At 44.2% G+C, this 15,243-nt stretch carries 16 protein-coding genes; 14 read left to right on the top strand and 2 right to left on the bottom strand.

What is annotated here, in order from left to right; genetic code table 11:
- The first annotated feature begins 4 nt into the window (after positions 1–4).
- The 12 genes from FED51_RS14740 to FED51_RS14690 all read left to right on the top strand — a co-directional run bounded on the left by FED51_RS14740 (position 5) and on the right by FED51_RS14690 (position 11,005).
- Positions 5–1,084: a carbamoyl phosphate synthase small subunit gene (locus FED51_RS14740; RefSeq protein ID WP_010899043.1), complete on the top strand. Its 1,080-nt coding sequence runs from the start codon at positions 5–7 to the stop codon at positions 1,082–1,084.
- Complete coding sequence (locus FED51_RS14735) at positions 1,077–4,220, top strand: carbamoyl-phosphate synthase (glutamine-hydrolyzing) large subunit (RefSeq protein WP_053430663.1); 3,144 nt, start codon at positions 1,077–1,079, stop codon at positions 4,218–4,220. Before FED51_RS14740 ends, FED51_RS14735 begins: the two co-directional genes overlap by 8 nt.
- 24 nt (positions 4,221–4,244) lie before the next feature.
- Complete coding sequence (gene argF, locus FED51_RS14730) at positions 4,245–5,204, top strand: ornithine carbamoyltransferase (protein WP_053430664.1); 960 nt, start codon at positions 4,245–4,247, stop codon at positions 5,202–5,204.
- Positions 5,205–5,256: 52 nt separating this feature from the next.
- Complete coding sequence (locus tag FED51_RS14725) at positions 5,257–5,436, top strand: YjzC family protein (protein ID WP_053430665.1); 180 nt, start codon at positions 5,257–5,259, stop codon at positions 5,434–5,436.
- Between the two features lie 556 nt (positions 5,437–5,992).
- Positions 5,993–6,739: an alpha/beta hydrolase family protein gene (locus FED51_RS14720; protein WP_053430666.1), complete on the top strand. Its 747-nt coding sequence runs from the start codon at positions 5,993–5,995 to the stop codon at positions 6,737–6,739.
- A 31-nt stretch (positions 6,740–6,770) separates the two neighbouring features.
- Positions 6,771–7,676 carry an NAD-dependent epimerase/dehydratase family protein gene (locus tag FED51_RS14715; protein WP_053430667.1) on the top strand — a complete coding sequence of 302 codons (906 nt, stop codon included), beginning with the start codon at positions 6,771–6,773 and terminating at the stop codon, positions 7,674–7,676.
- Between the two features lie 45 nt (positions 7,677–7,721).
- Positions 7,722–7,895 (top strand): hypothetical protein, encoded by a 174-nt coding sequence (locus FED51_RS21180; protein WP_166740048.1) that lies wholly within the window; start codon positions 7,722–7,724, stop codon positions 7,893–7,895.
- 183 nt (positions 7,896–8,078) lie between these two features.
- Entirely contained in the window at positions 8,079–9,029 is a 951-nt protein-coding gene (locus FED51_RS14710) for a BMP family ABC transporter substrate-binding protein (protein WP_053430668.1), read from the top strand.
- A 92-nt stretch (positions 9,030–9,121) separates the two neighbouring features.
- Complete coding sequence (locus FED51_RS14705) at positions 9,122–9,301, top strand: ComZ family protein (RefSeq protein ID WP_041821709.1); 180 nt, start codon at positions 9,122–9,124, stop codon at positions 9,299–9,301.
- Between the two features lie 185 nt (positions 9,302–9,486).
- The gene (locus tag FED51_RS14700) at positions 9,487–10,272 is read left to right on the top strand and encodes a class I SAM-dependent methyltransferase (protein ID WP_138090651.1); all 786 of its coding nucleotides are present in this window, start codon (positions 9,487–9,489) and stop codon (positions 10,270–10,272) included.
- An 80-nt stretch (positions 10,273–10,352) separates the two neighbouring features.
- A complete protein-coding gene (locus FED51_RS14695; RefSeq protein ID WP_010899033.1) occupies positions 10,353–10,682 on the top strand; it encodes a hypothetical protein in 330 nt (109 codons plus the stop codon).
- Between the two features lie 68 nt (positions 10,683–10,750).
- A complete protein-coding gene (locus tag FED51_RS14690) occupies positions 10,751–11,005 on the top strand; it encodes a hypothetical protein (RefSeq protein WP_053430669.1) in 255 nt (84 codons plus the stop codon).
- Between the two features lie 95 nt (positions 11,006–11,100).
- On the opposite strand, the gene FED51_RS14685 is transcribed toward FED51_RS14690, so the two are convergent.
- On the bottom strand, positions 11,101–11,400 hold the full coding sequence (locus FED51_RS14685; RefSeq protein ID WP_010899031.1) for a hypothetical protein: 300 nt from the start codon (positions 11,398–11,400) through the stop codon (positions 11,101–11,103).
- A gap of 222 nt (positions 11,401–11,622) precedes the next feature.
- Here FED51_RS14685 and FED51_RS14680 point away from each other — a divergent pair, with 222 nt between their 5' ends.
- Both FED51_RS14680 and fabF read left to right on the top strand, forming a co-directional pair.
- Positions 11,623–12,561, top strand: a complete 939-nt coding sequence (locus FED51_RS14680) for a beta-ketoacyl-ACP synthase III (RefSeq protein ID WP_053430670.1) — start codon at positions 11,623–11,625, stop codon at positions 12,559–12,561.
- A gap of 37 nt (positions 12,562–12,598) precedes the next feature.
- Positions 12,599–13,834 carry a beta-ketoacyl-ACP synthase II gene (fabF, locus tag FED51_RS14675; RefSeq protein WP_053430671.1) on the top strand — a complete coding sequence of 412 codons (1,236 nt, stop codon included), beginning with the start codon at positions 12,599–12,601 and terminating at the stop codon, positions 13,832–13,834.
- 96 nt (positions 13,835–13,930) lie between these two features.
- Here the strand turns inward: fabF and FED51_RS14670 are convergent, their stop codons facing one another.
- Entirely contained in the window at positions 13,931–15,214 is a 1,284-nt protein-coding gene (locus tag FED51_RS14670) for a CCA tRNA nucleotidyltransferase (protein ID WP_053430672.1), read from the bottom strand.
- Positions 15,215–15,243 lie beyond the last annotated feature (29 nt).

The raw sequence follows: 15,243 nt of genomic DNA, 5'->3' as shown, positions 1-15,243 counted from the left end.
GAAGGTGAAGGCATATTTAGTATTAGCGACAGGGGAAACATTTGCTGGAGAGATCGCGAATGCAAAAGAGGATGTATATGGAGAGGTTGTTTTCTTTACGGGAATGACTGGCTACCAAGAGGTGTTAAGTGATCCATCGTTTAAAGGGCAGCTAGTTGTCTTCACATACCCTCTTATCGGGAATTACGGGATCAACGCTTCAGATTTTGAAAGCAAGGAGCCACAAGCCGCTGGGCTTATCGTTAGTGAACAATCGGAAGAAGGACACCATTATGAAGCGACTCAATCGTTGCAGCAATTTTGTGATCAGCACCAGCTTCCGCTACTAACAGGCATTGATACGAGAGCTGTCGTGAAACGAATTCGTGAGCAAGGTGATATGCCTGCGGTCATCACGACCGACCTTTCCCGTGTGTCATTTGAAGAGTGGGTGCCCCTGTCTGAGCGGGCGTTAGTGGATGAAGTGTCAACGAAAAAAGTAGAGACGTTTGAAGGGAACGGTCCTCACATTGTTTTAATTGATTACGGGTTTAAACAATCGATCTTAAATTCTTTACTAAAACGTGATTGTCAGGTGACGATTGTTCCCTACGATGTTTCGTTTGAAGTGGTGCAAGAATTAAATCCAGATGGTCTCTTATTTTCGAACGGTCCAGGAGATCCAAAGCAAATCGAGGATCGGCTTCCGACTATCTATCGCCTTGCATCGACCTATCCGAGTCTCGGGATTTGCCTTGGACACCAGTTGCTCGCCTTAGCCTTTGGTGCAGACACGGAGAAGCTCCGTTTCGGTCATCGGGGAGCGAACCAACCCGTGATCAACCTGAAGTCGAATCGTGTGTATATGACGTCACAAAACCATAGTTACGTAGTGAAGGAAGACTCACTCCAACGAACGGATTGGGACGCTACGTTTAAAAATATTAATGACGGTTCCATTGAGGGGTTAACCCACAAATATTTACCGATTCAGACGGTTCAATTCCACCCAGAGGCTCATCCAGGGCCAAGTGACAGTGACGAAATTTTTCACTCATTCATCGATGATGTAGCAGCAAAGGGGAGAGAGAAAACCTATGCCTAAACGGACGGATATTCAATCAGTACTCGTAATCGGCTCAGGTCCGATTGTCATCGGGCAAGCGGCTGAATTTGATTACGCTGGCGCACAAGCATGCCTCGCCTTAAGAGAAGAAGGGATCCAAGTCATTCTCGTCAACAACAACCCAGCAACGGTTATGACGGATGAAGCGTGCGCTGATGTCGTTTATTTCGAGCCATTAACGGTTGCCAGTGTGAAGAACATTATTGAACGGGAACGACCTGATGGCTTACTGGCAACATTAGGTGGGCAAACAGGCCTTAACCTGGCGATGAAACTAGAGGAAGCTGGTATCTTAGAGGCCTACAATGTGGAGCTATTAGGGACACCCATGGAGTCAATTAAAAAAGGGGAAGACCGAGAAGCGTTTCGTCAATTAATGCATGAGCTCCATGAGCCTGTACCAGAAAGCGAAATTGTTCATTCAGTGGCAGAAGCCGTTGATTTTGCAAACACGGTTGGTTATCCAATTATCGTTCGGCCAGCCTATACCCTTGGCGGTGCTGGTGGTGGAATCGCTGAATCAGAGGAAGCGCTCATCCGCATTGTAAAAGGCGGCTTAGAACTAAGTCCGATTCAACAATGTTTGATCGAGAAAAGCATTGCTGGTTTTAAAGAAATTGAATATGAAGTGATGCGTGACAGCAATGATACGTGTATTACTGTTTGTAACATGGAAAACATTGATCCAGTTGGCGTTCATACAGGGGATTCAATCGTTGTCGCACCGTCACAAACGTTAACCGATCAAGAGTATCAAATGCTTCGCTCAGCATCGTTAAAGATCATTCGTACCCTTGGAATAGTAGGCGGCTGTAACATTCAATTCGCCTTAGACCCTGATAGCAAACAATACTATCTTATTGAAGTCAATCCTCGCGTGAGTCGTTCATCGGCGCTCGCTTCGAAGGCGACAGGGTATCCAATTGCACGAATGGCAGCGAAGCTTAGCTTAGGTTACGGGTTACACGAACTAAAAAACCCAGTTACCGAAGATACGTATGCGAGCTTTGAGCCTTCTCTTGATTATGTTGTTGTAAAGTTTCCACGTTGGCCGTTTGACAAACTTGTCCATGTCAATCGCGAACTAGGAACGCAAATGAAAGCGACTGGTGAAGTGATGGCGATCGAGCGGAATCTTGAGGCTGGCTTACAAAAAGCGGTACGCTCGCTCGAAATCAAAACGCACGGACTCTCTCTTCCTTCTCTTAGCCAATGGGAGGACAGCGAGTTATGGGCGATTGTGAAAAAAGCGGATGACCGCCGGTTTTTTGCAATCCTTGAACTGCTTCGCCGTGGCGTAACAATTGAAGCGATTCACGAGCAAACGAAGATCGATCGTTTTTTCCTCACCTCCTTTGCCAAGTTAATGACATTGGAAAAGGAAATTGCAGGACAATCACTAGATGACATAACATCAGATGAACTTTCCACTTATAAAAAATACGGATTTTCCGATGAATGGCTCGCATCTAGTTGGGGAGTTGGATTGGCTGATGTTCGGCACACTCGAAAAGCGTTAGGGGTTGTTCCAAGCTACAAAATGGTTGATACGTGTGCGGCGGAATTTGAAGCAAAAACGCCATACTACTACTCTAGTTGGACTGGGGAAAACGATTTACTGCTACCGGAAAAAGCAAAAGAACGAGTGTTAATTATTGGCTCTGGTCCGATTCGTATTGGACAAGGGATCGAATTTGATTACTGTTCTGTACATGGGGCCAAAAGCCTTAGAGCACGTAACTTTGAAGCGATCATTATTAACAACAATCCGGAAACGGTCAGCACTGATTATGAAACAGCCGATCGTCTTTACTTTGAGCCATTAGCTGTAGAAGATGTATTGAACGTCATCGAGGTGGAAAATGTAGATCACGTCATTGTTCAGCTTGGTGGACAGACAGCGATCGGTCTTACGAAAGGGCTTGAAGAAGCAGGTGTCTCGATTTTAGGGACGACGCAAGATGTCATCGACCAGCTAGAGGATCGTGAGCGTTTTTATGAATTTATGTGCTCCGTCGAGGTGCCTCACATTCCAGGGAAGACGGCAGAGACGAAGGAAGAACTACTGAAAGCTGCACAATCGATCGGTTATCCAATTTTACTCCGCCCATCGTATGTGATCGGTGGTCAAGGGATGTTCATCGCTTCTAATCAGGAGGAACTGGCGGCCTTTTGTGAAGACAAGAACCATTCGGTCACGTACCCAATACTTGTGGACGCCTATTATCCGGGTGTGGAATTTGAAGTCGATGTATTAACAGATGGATCTGATATTTTCATACCGGGGATGTTTGAACATGTGGAAAAAGCAGGTGTTCATTCTGGTGATAGTATGGCGGTGACTCCACCACCTACACTTGAAGCTAAGTGGAAGCAACAGGCGATCAACTATACAAGGCAAATTGCTAAAGGGATGGCGTACAAAGGATTATTCAATATTCAATTCGTCCTTTATGATGAAGAGCTATACGTTATTGAAGTGAACCCCCGGGCTTCCCGGACCGTGCCGATTTTCAGTAAGGCCACTTCATTACCACTCATCACGCATACAATTGATGTTTTGTTCGGTAAAACCATTGCCGAGTTAGGCCTATCAGCTGGTTACCGAAAGGAATCCCCGTATTATACGGTAAAAGCACCTGTGTTTTCATATCAAAAGCTCGCGGGGCTCGATCCATTACTAGAAGCGGAAATGAAATCCACTGGTGAGCTGATTGCTATTAGTAAGGATCTCCCATCGGCTTTCCGAAAAGCGTTTGCGTGGGGAGAGGAACAGACTCCAGCGCTTTTCCGGAAAAAAGGCTCTGTTTTCTGTCAAGTGGATCGAGCGTACGATACCGAATGGCAACCGCTTCTTCGACAATTAAAAGAAAAAGGGTATTCAGTTGTAACGGAGGAAGCGATGTCCTTTTCTGAGTGGCTCGCTTCAGAGGATGCCATTTGTTTAGTGAGTGTTCCGGCTCCTGGGCAAAAAACCGGAAAACAAAATAGAGAAGAGGCATTGAAGCAACGAGTGACGGTCGTGTCTGATCTAGCCACTTTCGAAAAAATGATTGAATGTCTAGAAGTAAAGGATGGCGAGCCGTTTTTACTTCCAGATGTTGTGATGAATTAGGAAACCATGGGAGGAGAACACGAGATGAACCATTTGTCAGAAAAAGTCATCTCTTTAAAAGGTCGTGACTTATTAACACTGTTAGATTATGCACCAGAGGAAGTTCAGCAACTTCTTACCCAAGCGCACGAGCTGAAGCAAAAAGCAAAGAATGGAGAGCCGACCCCTTATCTTACAGGAAAATCACTCGGGATGATTTTTGAAAATGCGTCGACGAGAACCCGGGTGTCATTTGAAGTCGGAATGACGCAACTTGGAGGGCATGCACTGTTTTTAAGCCCAAAAGATTTGCAAATTGGTAGAGGAGAACCAATTAAAGATACCGCCAATGTCCTTTCCCGCTACGTGGATGCAATTATGATTCGAACGAATTCTCATGAGTCTGTGGAAGAGCTTGCACACTATGCGACCGTACCAGTGATTAATGCATTAACGGATGCTTATCATCCTTGTCAGGCGCTTGCAGATGCCTTGACGATTCTCGAGAAAAAAGAGACCCTTATTGGTAAAAAGCTCGCTTATATTGGCGATGGGAACAATGTTTGCCATTCATTGCTTGCCATAGGGGCAAAAACGGGCATGGATGTGACGGTTGCTACTCCAAAAGGATACGAAGTCGATCAGGAGATTTTTCAACGAGCGACAGAAGCAGCGAAAGAGACAGGAGCAACGCTCGTTCAGACGACAAACCCGCAAGTAGCCGCGGAAAATGCTGATGCGATCTATACAGATGTTTGGGCCAGTATGGGATATGAAGCAGAGCAGTCTGAGCGTGAAGAGATATTCCAGCCGTATCAAGTGAATGACCAGCTTTTAACATTAGCCAAAAAGGACGTTAGTTTCTTACATTGCTTACCAGCTCACCGCGGAGAAGAAGTAACAGCTTCTGTCATTGACGGTCCTCATTCGGCTATTTATGATCAAGCCGAAAACCGTCTCCATGCACAAAAGGCTGTCCTAACAGCTCTTTTAACAGGTGAATGAAACATAATTGCTCACTTATTTGGGTAGCCTTTTACTAAAAGGAGGCGAGAATATGGGGCAAAACAGACAGTTCATTCCAGGGCAAAAAGCGCCTAACAATGGTGTCTATGTGGAAATCGGTGAAACGGGGGATATGGTAACCGATCCGCGAGAAGTGAAATTAGAAGCAGGCGATCGGTTTCCAGAAACAACGAACAAAGACCGAAAGTGGACGTATAAACGAAAGCCTTAAGAGATGAAGGGTGAATGAGGAACGCGACCAAGATAACCTGAAACTGAAACATGGACGTTGGAACAATACTAGCCAAACGTAAGAAAAAAGGTTCGGATCATCAAAATTAAGTGATCCGAACCTTTTTTCTGTATACGCATAACTTGACGGACGTTTCCAAGTTGATGGCCAAAATCACGAGACGCCTGCAGCAAGTTTACAAAGAGAATGCATAGGAAAAATGCTCGTTTCCGCCGATCATAGTTGCAACTCATCGTGAAGTATAACTAATAAAAGAAGCTGTCTCAAAAGATAGACTTTTGTCCCAGCTCCTTTATTTGTCGTTTCATGACAAAAAAGCCTATCCTATTACGTTTGAAAGCATCTTTAAAGACATAACAATAGAAGTTGCTGCATAGGATGATCAAAACCTGAAAGGAATAGGCAAATTATCAATTCTATAAAAAACGACGAAGCTTGATTCCGTTTTTCCATCTGCTGCATACCGTATAGTGGAGAATGAAAAGCGAGACGAACCATCAAAATGGTTTAATGCTAGTGGATGAGAGGCGACGTCATGATTGATTTACGAAGGACCTTTCAATTAGAAGATCAGTGGTGTGTTATTTATTTACCTGCACGTCCAAATGGATTTGCCTGTATGTTATTTGGCGACATCACTCACTACGTAGAACAGGAGACTTGTTCTTGGAGACAGCATCCCGAAAGAGAACAGTTTATTCGTGGCTTGCTGCATCATGGGTATACTGTCATCACTTCCAATTTCTTTGGAAGACACTGGGGAAGTGAACAGGCAACAAAACTAGCTCTAAGGCTATATCATTTGTCAATAAAACGAGAAATTTTAAATCCGTCCATTCACTTGATTGGTGAAGGGATGGGGGCGTTGTTAGCCATGAATGTTATGGAGGAGATGCCAGATCGCATCCGCTCCGGATTTTTCATCAATCCATGTTTAGATCTCGTATCTTATTATGATCAAGAGAAAGCCAACAAATTGTTTTATAAACGATTTTTAATTGAAATGGCAGCAGCCCACGAAGTGAGCACCGAGGATGTCGAACCATTTATATATCAATATTTTAACAATCGTTATACAAATCTTGAAACACCTATGCACATCTTTCATGAAATGAATGAAAGACGTTATCCTGTCCAATCCCATAGTAAACCGTTTCAATTAAAAGCAGAGCGTGAAAACCGTCCAGTTACACTGACGCTTCGAATGGCGCAAAAGTCATTTTCTTCTTTAATTGATCCAACTTATCAATTTTTCCGTAAACACGAAAAAAAATTATCATGAAAAGCCGGCGAAATCGTAGGGAGGGACATCTGTGAATCGAGTGCTTATTACAGGGGGATTAGGGTTCATTGGCTATCATCTTTGTGAAGCCTTATTAGGGCAAGGGATTGACGTAACCATTATTGATCATTGCAACGATGAGATGAGGAAGGAAGAGTACGAGGAGAAGCAACTGCGGATGGGGCGAAATGCCCTTTTTCATTTCATTGAATGTTCGCTCGAACGTTTTGAGCTTTCAAAAGTCACTCAACACGTGGATACGATCTATCACTTGGCAGCTCATCCGAAAAGAGAACAACTATGGACACGTTTACCGGAAAATCAAGAAAATACGTTTAGGCGAATCCGGGCGCTTACGGCGCAAGCAAAGGAAGGAACCCGGTTGATTTTTGTGTCTTCAGTTGAAGTGTATGGTGAGCGATTAGGAACGATAACGGAGCAGTCACCAACACGACCTATCTCTCCTTACGGTATCGTTAAGCTGGCAGCTGAAAAGCTGCTCCAGAAGGAAGCGGACAAACGGGGGCTGGATTATATGATCCTCCGTTTGCCAACAATCTACGGTCCTTGGCAACGTCAGGATATGACGTATCAGCAGCTCCTACTAGGGCGAAAAGAGGTAAAAGATGATCAATCAACATTGGATGCACTGTATATTAGTGATGCTATAAATGGACTGCTACTTGCAGGGAAAACGAAGCATACAAATGAAACGATTCAGCTATCGTCCGGAAACGTAAACGAATGGCAAAAAGGGAAAGCACACCTACTTAATAAATCATGGAATCCATCTTCTACTCCATTGTCCCCTATATTATCGAATGAGAAGGCGAAGCAGCTACTCGGTTTTAAGGTGATAACACCGTTGAAAAACGGGCTTGAAAAGCAACGAGAACATGTGACACAATGGCAAAGGTGGAAGAGTTTTCTGCATTAATCATTTAGATGACGAATAAGAAATTTTGCCATAAGGAGGGAGGGCATGAACGTTAAAGAGGCCATTTTCGGTATTTTCATTTTTGCTATAATAACAATAAGCACTTATATACTATTCCATAATGTGTTGTTGCTTTCAGACGGGTTTAGTGTTGTGATTGCCTTAGTTTGTGGCTTTTTAGTGGAACGATTATTTATGAAATGGAAACACGCTAAATAGTCAAAAAGATATAGGGAATTTGTTTGTCATCATTTTGTAACGATACTGTAATATCCGTTTGCCGTTAGTTTTGATTGAATAGAGATAGTAGAGAGAAATGGATCATGAGAAAGCCAAATCTACGGAATCATGCGAAAATCCAACGAAAGCATGATCCATTCGTAAGGGAGCGTGTCGAACTAGATGATACGTGTATTAAGCATCCTTCTGGCTGTTTTATTCCTTGCCGGTTGTTCCAACATGCCAACAGATAGAGAATTAATGGTAGGATTGTTAGTCGAAGATACCATCGATGACCAAGGCTGGAATCGAAAGGCTTATGAAGGATTGCTAAATATTCATAGCAACTTAGATGTAGATGTTGTCTTAGAAGAAGGTGTGAACAGTGAGCAAAAAGCCCACCGACGAATTAAAGAATTAGTTGATGGTGGGGTAAATCTTATTTTTGGACACGGACATGCCTTCGCCGAATATTTCTCGACCATACATAATCAATACCCAGATGTGCACTTTGTAAGCTTTAATGGAGAAGTGAAGGGTGAAAATATAACAAGCCTTCATTTTGAAGGGTACGCGATGGGCTACTTTGGTGGTATGGTGGCAGCAAGCATGAGTGAGACTCATAAGGTCGGCGTCATTGCGGCATTCCCATGGCAGCCTGAAGTAGAAGGGTTTGTTGATGGCGCTAAGTACATGAATGAATCGGAAGCCTTTGTTCGGTACGTAGGAGAATGGACAGATGCTGACAAGGCACTAGAGTTATTTCAGGAATTGCAAAAAGAGCAGGTTGATGTTTTTTATCCTGCAGGGGATGGCTACCATGTCCCAGTCGTTGAAGCGATTAAAGATCAAGGAGATTTTGCTATTGGGTATGTCGGGGATCAAGCCGATTTAGGAGGATCTACAATTTTAACGAGCACCGTCCAGCATGTCGATGATTTATATGTACTCGTAGCGAAACGGTTCCAAGAAGGGAAACTAGAATCAGGGAACTTATATTATGACTTTCAAGATGGAGTCGTATCTCTTGGGGAGTTTAGCTCGGTTGTTCCAGATGAAGTAAGGGAGCAAGTAACAGATGCCATCTCGACCTATATTCAAACGGGTCAATTTCCACATGAGGAAGAACGTTAGACTATGACCCTTGAAAGCAAGCACGATTTTTAGTAATGTAGGAACATCAAAAGGTGAATGAGGTGACGTTTCAGGTGGAACCAAATCGTAACATGCAATTCATGCAAATTGCGATGAAGCATCTTCCGGAGGGAAAAGCGTTTCTCGACGAAAAAGGAATTGAGCTATCGATGGAAGAGATGCAGCCAATGCTGCAACTTTTAATGAACGTTATGAATGAAGCCTATGAGTTAGGCTGGGAAGACGCACAGCAAAGCCAAAATGATGGATAAAAGAGGGCTCTCTGCTTTGGACGAGCAGAGAGGCCTTATTCTTTTTCTCGAAGGTTACGCGATGACTTTCAGTAAAAGAAGCTTTTTGCCCTTTAAGAAAGTTTACTTGCAATAAGCAAAAGCTTGTGATGATATTACATTTTTTCCTGTAGTACGAATAGGGTTCAAATAAAAACGGGGAAGTGATGGGATTGGGGTCAAGCAATCGTCAGACGGATGACTGGAATGCGAAACTTTATGATGAGAGGCACCGTTTTGTATCAGCATATGGGGAAGATCTTATTCAATGGTTAGCGCCGAAGGAAGGGGAATGCGTTCTCGACCTTGGATGCGGAACAGGAGATTTAACCGAGCAAATTTATCAGCTAGGGTCAAAGGTAATCGGTGTTGATGTGTCAGAGTCAATGATCGAACAAGCCAAGGGAAAGTTCCCTCACCTTGATTTTCAAGTGGCAGAAGCGACAGACTTGAGCTTTTCTGAAACATTCGATGCTGTATTCTCGAATGCTGTCTTGCACTGGATAAAGGACGCAGAAGAGGCCTTAACGGTCATTTATCGTTCATTGAAGCCGGGTGGAAGATTTGTAGCGGAATTTGGCGGAAAAGGAAATGTGGAGACGATTGTGAACACTTTAGCAGATGCGATGAGTCAGGCCGATAGCCGTTGGTCAAAAGAGGAGTTACCATGGTTCTTCCCAAGCATTGGTCAATATACCTCACTCATGGAACAAGTTGGTTTTCGAGTAACCCACGCGCTACATTTTAATCGCCCGACCCTTTTGGAGGGCGGGGATGGTATACGACACTGGCTGGCCATGTTTGCTGAAAGCGTTATTGAAGGAAAAAGCGAGACGGAGAGAGCAGAGATTGTGCGGTTTGTCGAAGCGGAAGTGAAGGACGCGTTATTTGATGGAACGAATTGGTGGGCCGATTATAAGCGGATACGTGTGGTAGGTATGAAGCAGCTGTGACAAGCGAACGTTTTTATCATGCACGTGATTCAATCACCCCATTTATGTAGTATGAAATGAACAGGAAAAGGGGCTTGAAGATGAACAAAGAGGATGCACTACGATCGTTTGTAAAAGAAGTAAAAAAAGGAAAACAACAATTAAAAGACAAGCGTTTTGAAGAAGGAATCCAAACGTTGACCCCGTATATCGAGCTTTTCCGACAGACAGATGTGGCCGAACCGCAAGTGTTTGTTTCCTATGCCATTGCTCAGTTACGAACAGGTGAATTTGAAGGGTTTCTTCGTACAGTGGAAGACATTAAAGGGATGGAATTAAAGACAGAAGCGGAAGTGAAGGCCGTTGAAAAATTAGAAGGCTTTTTGCATGATGTGCTGGCTCAATTGGCAAGTAGTGATAAACAGTTATAACGGGACGTGCGCAACTGACGGACAAAGGGCATAAGATGGTATGAACACCTATTAGAAGGAGTGTCACGATGAACGTTTATACGCATGGCCCTTACTATAGACAGTATGGATATATCGGAACAGGGGAACGCTTTTATCCTGCCGTCCTTCCCTTTTTAGCCGGCCTCGCCGTTGGACCGTTATTATTTGGTGGAAAGCCTTATGGAGGGTACGGACCAGCTTATGGCCCTTCGTATGGCCCGAATTTTGGCCCAAATTACGGTCCAAATTTTGGTCCGATGTATGGTCCTCCTAGCCAGTCACCTTTTGGCTACTATAAATAAATCAGCCCTATGCTTCTTGGTTTTTGATTGAAAGAACGATGAATGGAAGGCTGGCTCTTGTGTCATGTGATTGACAAGAGAGCCAGCCCCTTTGTTTAGTCTTTTTTCTGTTGACTTATCAATTGTTGTATCGTCTTTACATATGGGGAAAGACTTTTCAATGCTGGTCCTAATGATTGGGCCAAGCGAAAAATGTGTTCCATCTGTTCAAAAGTAAGTGGTAGTGCTGGAGCTGCATTCGTTTCTTCTTGCTTCGTTTCTCCTTCTGTTTTTGTTTCTTCTACGGTGCTACCACTTGTGCTTTCCTGAGGGTTTTCCTCAGCAACATCGGTGCTTTCAGGTGGCCGTCCGAACATAAGATCGGTGAAAAAATCTCGCTCCTCCTGATTGGACATCGTACTGACTCCTTTCTCGATCCGTTTCTTCTACTCGCTACTTAGTATATGCGCCATGAGACCATGGGTGTAGGGCGATCATCTTGTATGAAAGGTAGCTTTTGAAGAATGGGGATATAGTAGACAGGGGGAGAAAAATAAGATAAAATTTAGTAGTAGGTACTAATAATAACTCGTAATCCCTACGAGGAATGATCGTATATTAGAAAGGGGTCCTAGCTAGTGACCAGAGCAGGAATTCTTGGAATTGGAAGTTATGTGGGAGAGCATGTCGTAACAAACAAAGATTTTGAGAAACGGATCGATACGTCAGATGAATGGATCCGCACACGTACTGGTATTGAGGAGCGGCGTTTTGCCCCTGACAATGTAGACACATCAGACATGGCCTATGAGGCATCCGTCAAAGCATTAAAAGCTGCAGGAGTCTCAGCGGAAGAGATTGACCTTATTTTAGTCGCAACTGTTACACCAGATATGCCATTCCCGACTGTTTCAACATTGGTTCAGCAACGTTTAGGAGCCAAAAAAGCGGCAGCGATGGACATTAGTGCAGCATGCGCTGGGTTTATTTACGGATTAGCAACTGGACAACAATTCATTGAAAATGGTGGATATAAGCACGTCCTCGTCATTGGGGTCGAGAAGCTATCAAAAATTACAGATATGACAGACCGGAATACAGCCGTTCTTTTTGGTGATGGGGCTGGAGCCGCCGTCATGGGGGCAGTCTCTGAAGACAGAGGAATCCTTGCATATGAGTTAGGAGCGGACGGGGAAGGCGCTATGCATATTAATCAAAAAGGGGAGTACATCCAAATGAATGGGCGGGAAGTGTTTAAGTTCGCCGTCAGACAAATGGGTGAATCAGCGCTGAGCGTCCTTGAAAAAGCGGGCCTATCAAAAGAAGACGTGGACTTTCTTATCCCGCACCAAGCGAACATTCGAATTATGGAAGCTTCCAGAGAACGTTTGGAGTTGCCAGTTGAGAAAATGTCAACGACCGTTAAGAAGTATGGGAACACTTCATCAGCCTCTATACCGATGGCTATGGTGGATGAGTTAAATGATGGTAAAATAAAAGATGGAGACTTGCTCGTACTCGTTGGATTTGGAGCTGGACTTGTGTGGGGTTCATTAGCTCTTAGATGGGGAAGATAAGCATAAGAGGAAAACTGTTGCAAAGGAGAATCGTTATATGAATAGACGTGTAGTTGTTACGGGGATCGGTGCAGTGACACCACTTGGAAATACGGCAGAGGAAACGTGGGAAAAAGCCATTGCCGGCCAATCTGGGGTTGGTCTGTTAACGCGTGTCGAAGCTGCTGATTTCCCAATGAAAGTAGCTGCTGAAGTAAAAGAATTTGATCCGACAACGCATATTGACCGAAAAGAAGCACGGAAAATGGACCGTTTTACGCAATTTGCGGTCGCTTCTGCATTAATGGCGTTGAAGGATGCTGACCTTGAGATCACAGAAGACATTGCACCGCGAGTCGGGGTCTGGATTGGCTCTGGCATCGGTGGGATGGAAACATACGAAAATCAATTTAGAATGTTTATCGAAAAAGGATACCGTCGGGTCAGTCCGTTTTTCGTTCCAATGATGATTCCTGATATGGCTTCTGGACAAGTGTCAATTATAACAGGTGCCAGAGGAATCAACTCTTGCTCTGTAACCGCTTGTGCATCAGGAGCTAACTCGATAGGTGATGCGTTTAAAGTCATCCAACGGGGAGATGCTGATGTGATGATTACTGGGGGCGCAGAGGCTCCGATCACGAATATGGCTGTTGCTGGTTTTAGTATGGCGAAGGCGATTTCAACAAGCGAAGATCCAAACACGGCGTCACGTCCATTTGATGCGAATCGAGATGGCTTTGTTATGGGAGAAGGATCTGGAATTCTCATTCTTGAGTCTCTGGAATCTGCTGAAAAGCGTGGGGCAAAGATTTATGCTGAGATTGTCGGATATGGCGCAACAGGCGATGCTTATCACGTGACACAGCCCGCTCCAGAAGGAGAAGGAGCTGCCCGTGCTATGAAGCAAGCCATCGAGGATGCAGGATTGGCGCCAGAAGACATTCAATACATGAACGCCCATGGAACGAGCACGTATTACAATGATAAATACGAAACACTTGCAGCTAAACAAGTGTTTGGTGACCATGCGAACAAATTGGCTATTAGTTCGACGAAGTCAATGACCGGACATTTGCTCGGTGCAGCAGGGGCTGTAGAAGCGATCTTTTCGGTGAAGGCGATTGAAGAGGGGATTGTTCCTCCAACTATTAACTATGAAACGCCAGACCCAGATTGTGATTTGGACTATGTTCCAAATGAAGCAAGAAAGCAGGACGTGAATGCTGTATTAAGTAACTCATTAGGCTTTGGTGGACATAACGCCACTCTCGTCTTTAAAAAATATCAATAGAAAAGGGTCGCCTTCAAGGCGACTCTTTTTACTCTTAGGAAGGAGAAAACCTCGGCTTATGAAGTGGATGAGCAGCCGAGGTTTTCTCCATTTGTATCATAAGCGCTGTTTCTGATTAAAAAATTCACGGGCAAATTGGAGTGCATCCTGTTTGTTTTCGATTGTCCCTTTTAATTGTTCGCATTCATGCAGTAATAGGCACTCTTTAAATAAAGGACTGGGTTTCATCCCTAGTTCCATTAAGTCATGTCCTGTCAAAAGAGGTTGGAGTTGTTTACGTTGATGCAAATACAATTTGAGTACCTTTTGCATTTCCTCGCCTGATGACAGCGCATAAAAGCGAAGCGGCTCCTCAGGCACTTGATATAGCTGCTTATGCAAATAGTCCGTTGAAAAACGAGTCATATTAGTTAACCGTTTTTGGATGTCCTCAATGTTTTGTAAGAACCGCTGCTCCATACCTGTGATGGCGAAAGGAACGAGTGAAGCCTTCCAGTTGTCCTCAAGAAATCCAACCGTTGCAATTGCTTGAAACCAATGAAGTGGCTCTCCATTTTGTTCTTCCTGCAACCGCGAAAGGTGGGTGGCAGAAGAAGAAGAAAACGTAAGGCCAAGCAATGCTTGCCAAACATGCAAATCTTCAAGCTTTGAAAACGAGCTGACCGGATCTGTCTCGTGACAAAGAAGCTTTAGCTCGTGGACAATCCGTTCTGGTGATACGTTAGCCAAAGCATTCGTTAATGCTGGCTGTGTGGCTAAAGCGAGGTTAGCTGTCTTTTGTTCAAATCGGTAATTGAACCGGCTGACAAAACGAACTCCCCGAAACAAGCGGGTTGGATCATCGATAAAGCTCTGTGAATGTAATATCCGTATGAGCCCATTCGTTAAATCATGACGGCCGTGAAAAGGGTCCACAAGTTGGCCGTAAGAGGCTGGATGTAAATGAATGGCCATTGCATTGATGGAAAAATCGCGCCGAGCCAAGTCATCGGTTATGTGAGAATGGCGAATCGTGGGTAACGCGCCTGGCTTGGCATACGACTCGGCCCGAGCGGAGACAATATCAAGCTTTAAGTTTTCAGCTCCAACCCAAGTGGCGGTGGCAAATGGTTCATGATGCTTGACCTTGCCACCTAAGACATTTGCAACATTTTGGCTAAAGGCGAGTGCATCCCCTTCTATTACAAGGTCTAAATCTCCACCAGGTACCCCTCTTAGCATATCACGAACGGTTCCGCCAACAAGGAAGAGGTTCATTCTTAATTTAGCGGCCATCTCGCCTAATTTCTTTAACAATTGCAAATGATCGTTTGTGAGTGTGTGGTTCATTAAATCAATTAGATTGTCAGAGTGATAAGATTCTTGATGTTCTTCACTCATTGTCGGACTCCTTTATGTTCCATTTTCTT

This window comes from Halalkalibacterium halodurans (genome assembly GCF_005671335.1).
Classification (GTDB): Bacteria; Bacillota; Bacilli; order Bacillales; family Bacillaceae_D; genus Halalkalibacterium; species Halalkalibacterium halodurans.
The sequence above is the reverse complement of the archived record's forward strand: the minus strand, read 5'-3'. Positions and strand labels throughout refer to the sequence as shown.

What these genes read in the sequence shown, in the direction of transcription:
- FED51_RS14735 (WP_053430663.1), top strand. Translation starts at nt 1,077, where the DNA reads ATGCCTAAACGGACGGATATTCAATCAGTACTCGTAATCGGCTCAGGT.
- argF (WP_053430664.1), top strand. Translation starts at nt 4,245, where the DNA reads ATGAACCATTTGTCAGAAAAAGTCATCTCTTTAAAAGGTCGTGACTTA.
- FED51_RS14725 (WP_053430665.1), top strand. Translation starts at nt 5,257, where the DNA reads ATGGGGCAAAACAGACAGTTCATTCCAGGGCAAAAAGCGCCTAACAAT.
- FED51_RS14720 (WP_053430666.1), top strand. Translation starts at nt 5,993, where the DNA reads ATGATTGATTTACGAAGGACCTTTCAATTAGAAGATCAGTGGTGTGTT.
- FED51_RS21180 (WP_166740048.1), top strand. Translation starts at nt 7,722, where the DNA reads ATGAACGTTAAAGAGGCCATTTTCGGTATTTTCATTTTTGCTATAATA.
- FED51_RS14710 (WP_053430668.1), top strand. Translation starts at nt 8,079, where the DNA reads ATGATACGTGTATTAAGCATCCTTCTGGCTGTTTTATTCCTTGCCGGT.
- FED51_RS14705 (WP_041821709.1), top strand. Translation starts at nt 9,122, where the DNA reads ATGCAATTCATGCAAATTGCGATGAAGCATCTTCCGGAGGGAAAAGCG.
- FED51_RS14700 (WP_138090651.1), top strand. Translation starts at nt 9,487, where the DNA reads ATGGGATTGGGGTCAAGCAATCGTCAGACGGATGACTGGAATGCGAAA.
- FED51_RS14695 (WP_010899033.1), top strand. Translation starts at nt 10,353, where the DNA reads ATGAACAAAGAGGATGCACTACGATCGTTTGTAAAAGAAGTAAAAAAA.
- FED51_RS14690 (WP_053430669.1), top strand. Translation starts at nt 10,751, where the DNA reads ATGAACGTTTATACGCATGGCCCTTACTATAGACAGTATGGATATATC.
- FED51_RS14685 (WP_010899031.1), bottom strand. Translation starts at nt 11,400, where the DNA reads ATGTCCAATCAGGAGGAGCGAGATTTTTTCACCGATCTTATGTTCGGA.
- fabF (WP_053430671.1), top strand. Translation starts at nt 12,599, where the DNA reads ATGAATAGACGTGTAGTTGTTACGGGGATCGGTGCAGTGACACCACTT.
- FED51_RS14670 (WP_053430672.1), bottom strand. Translation starts at nt 15,214, where the DNA reads ATGAGTGAAGAACATCAAGAATCTTATCACTCTGACAATCTAATTGAT.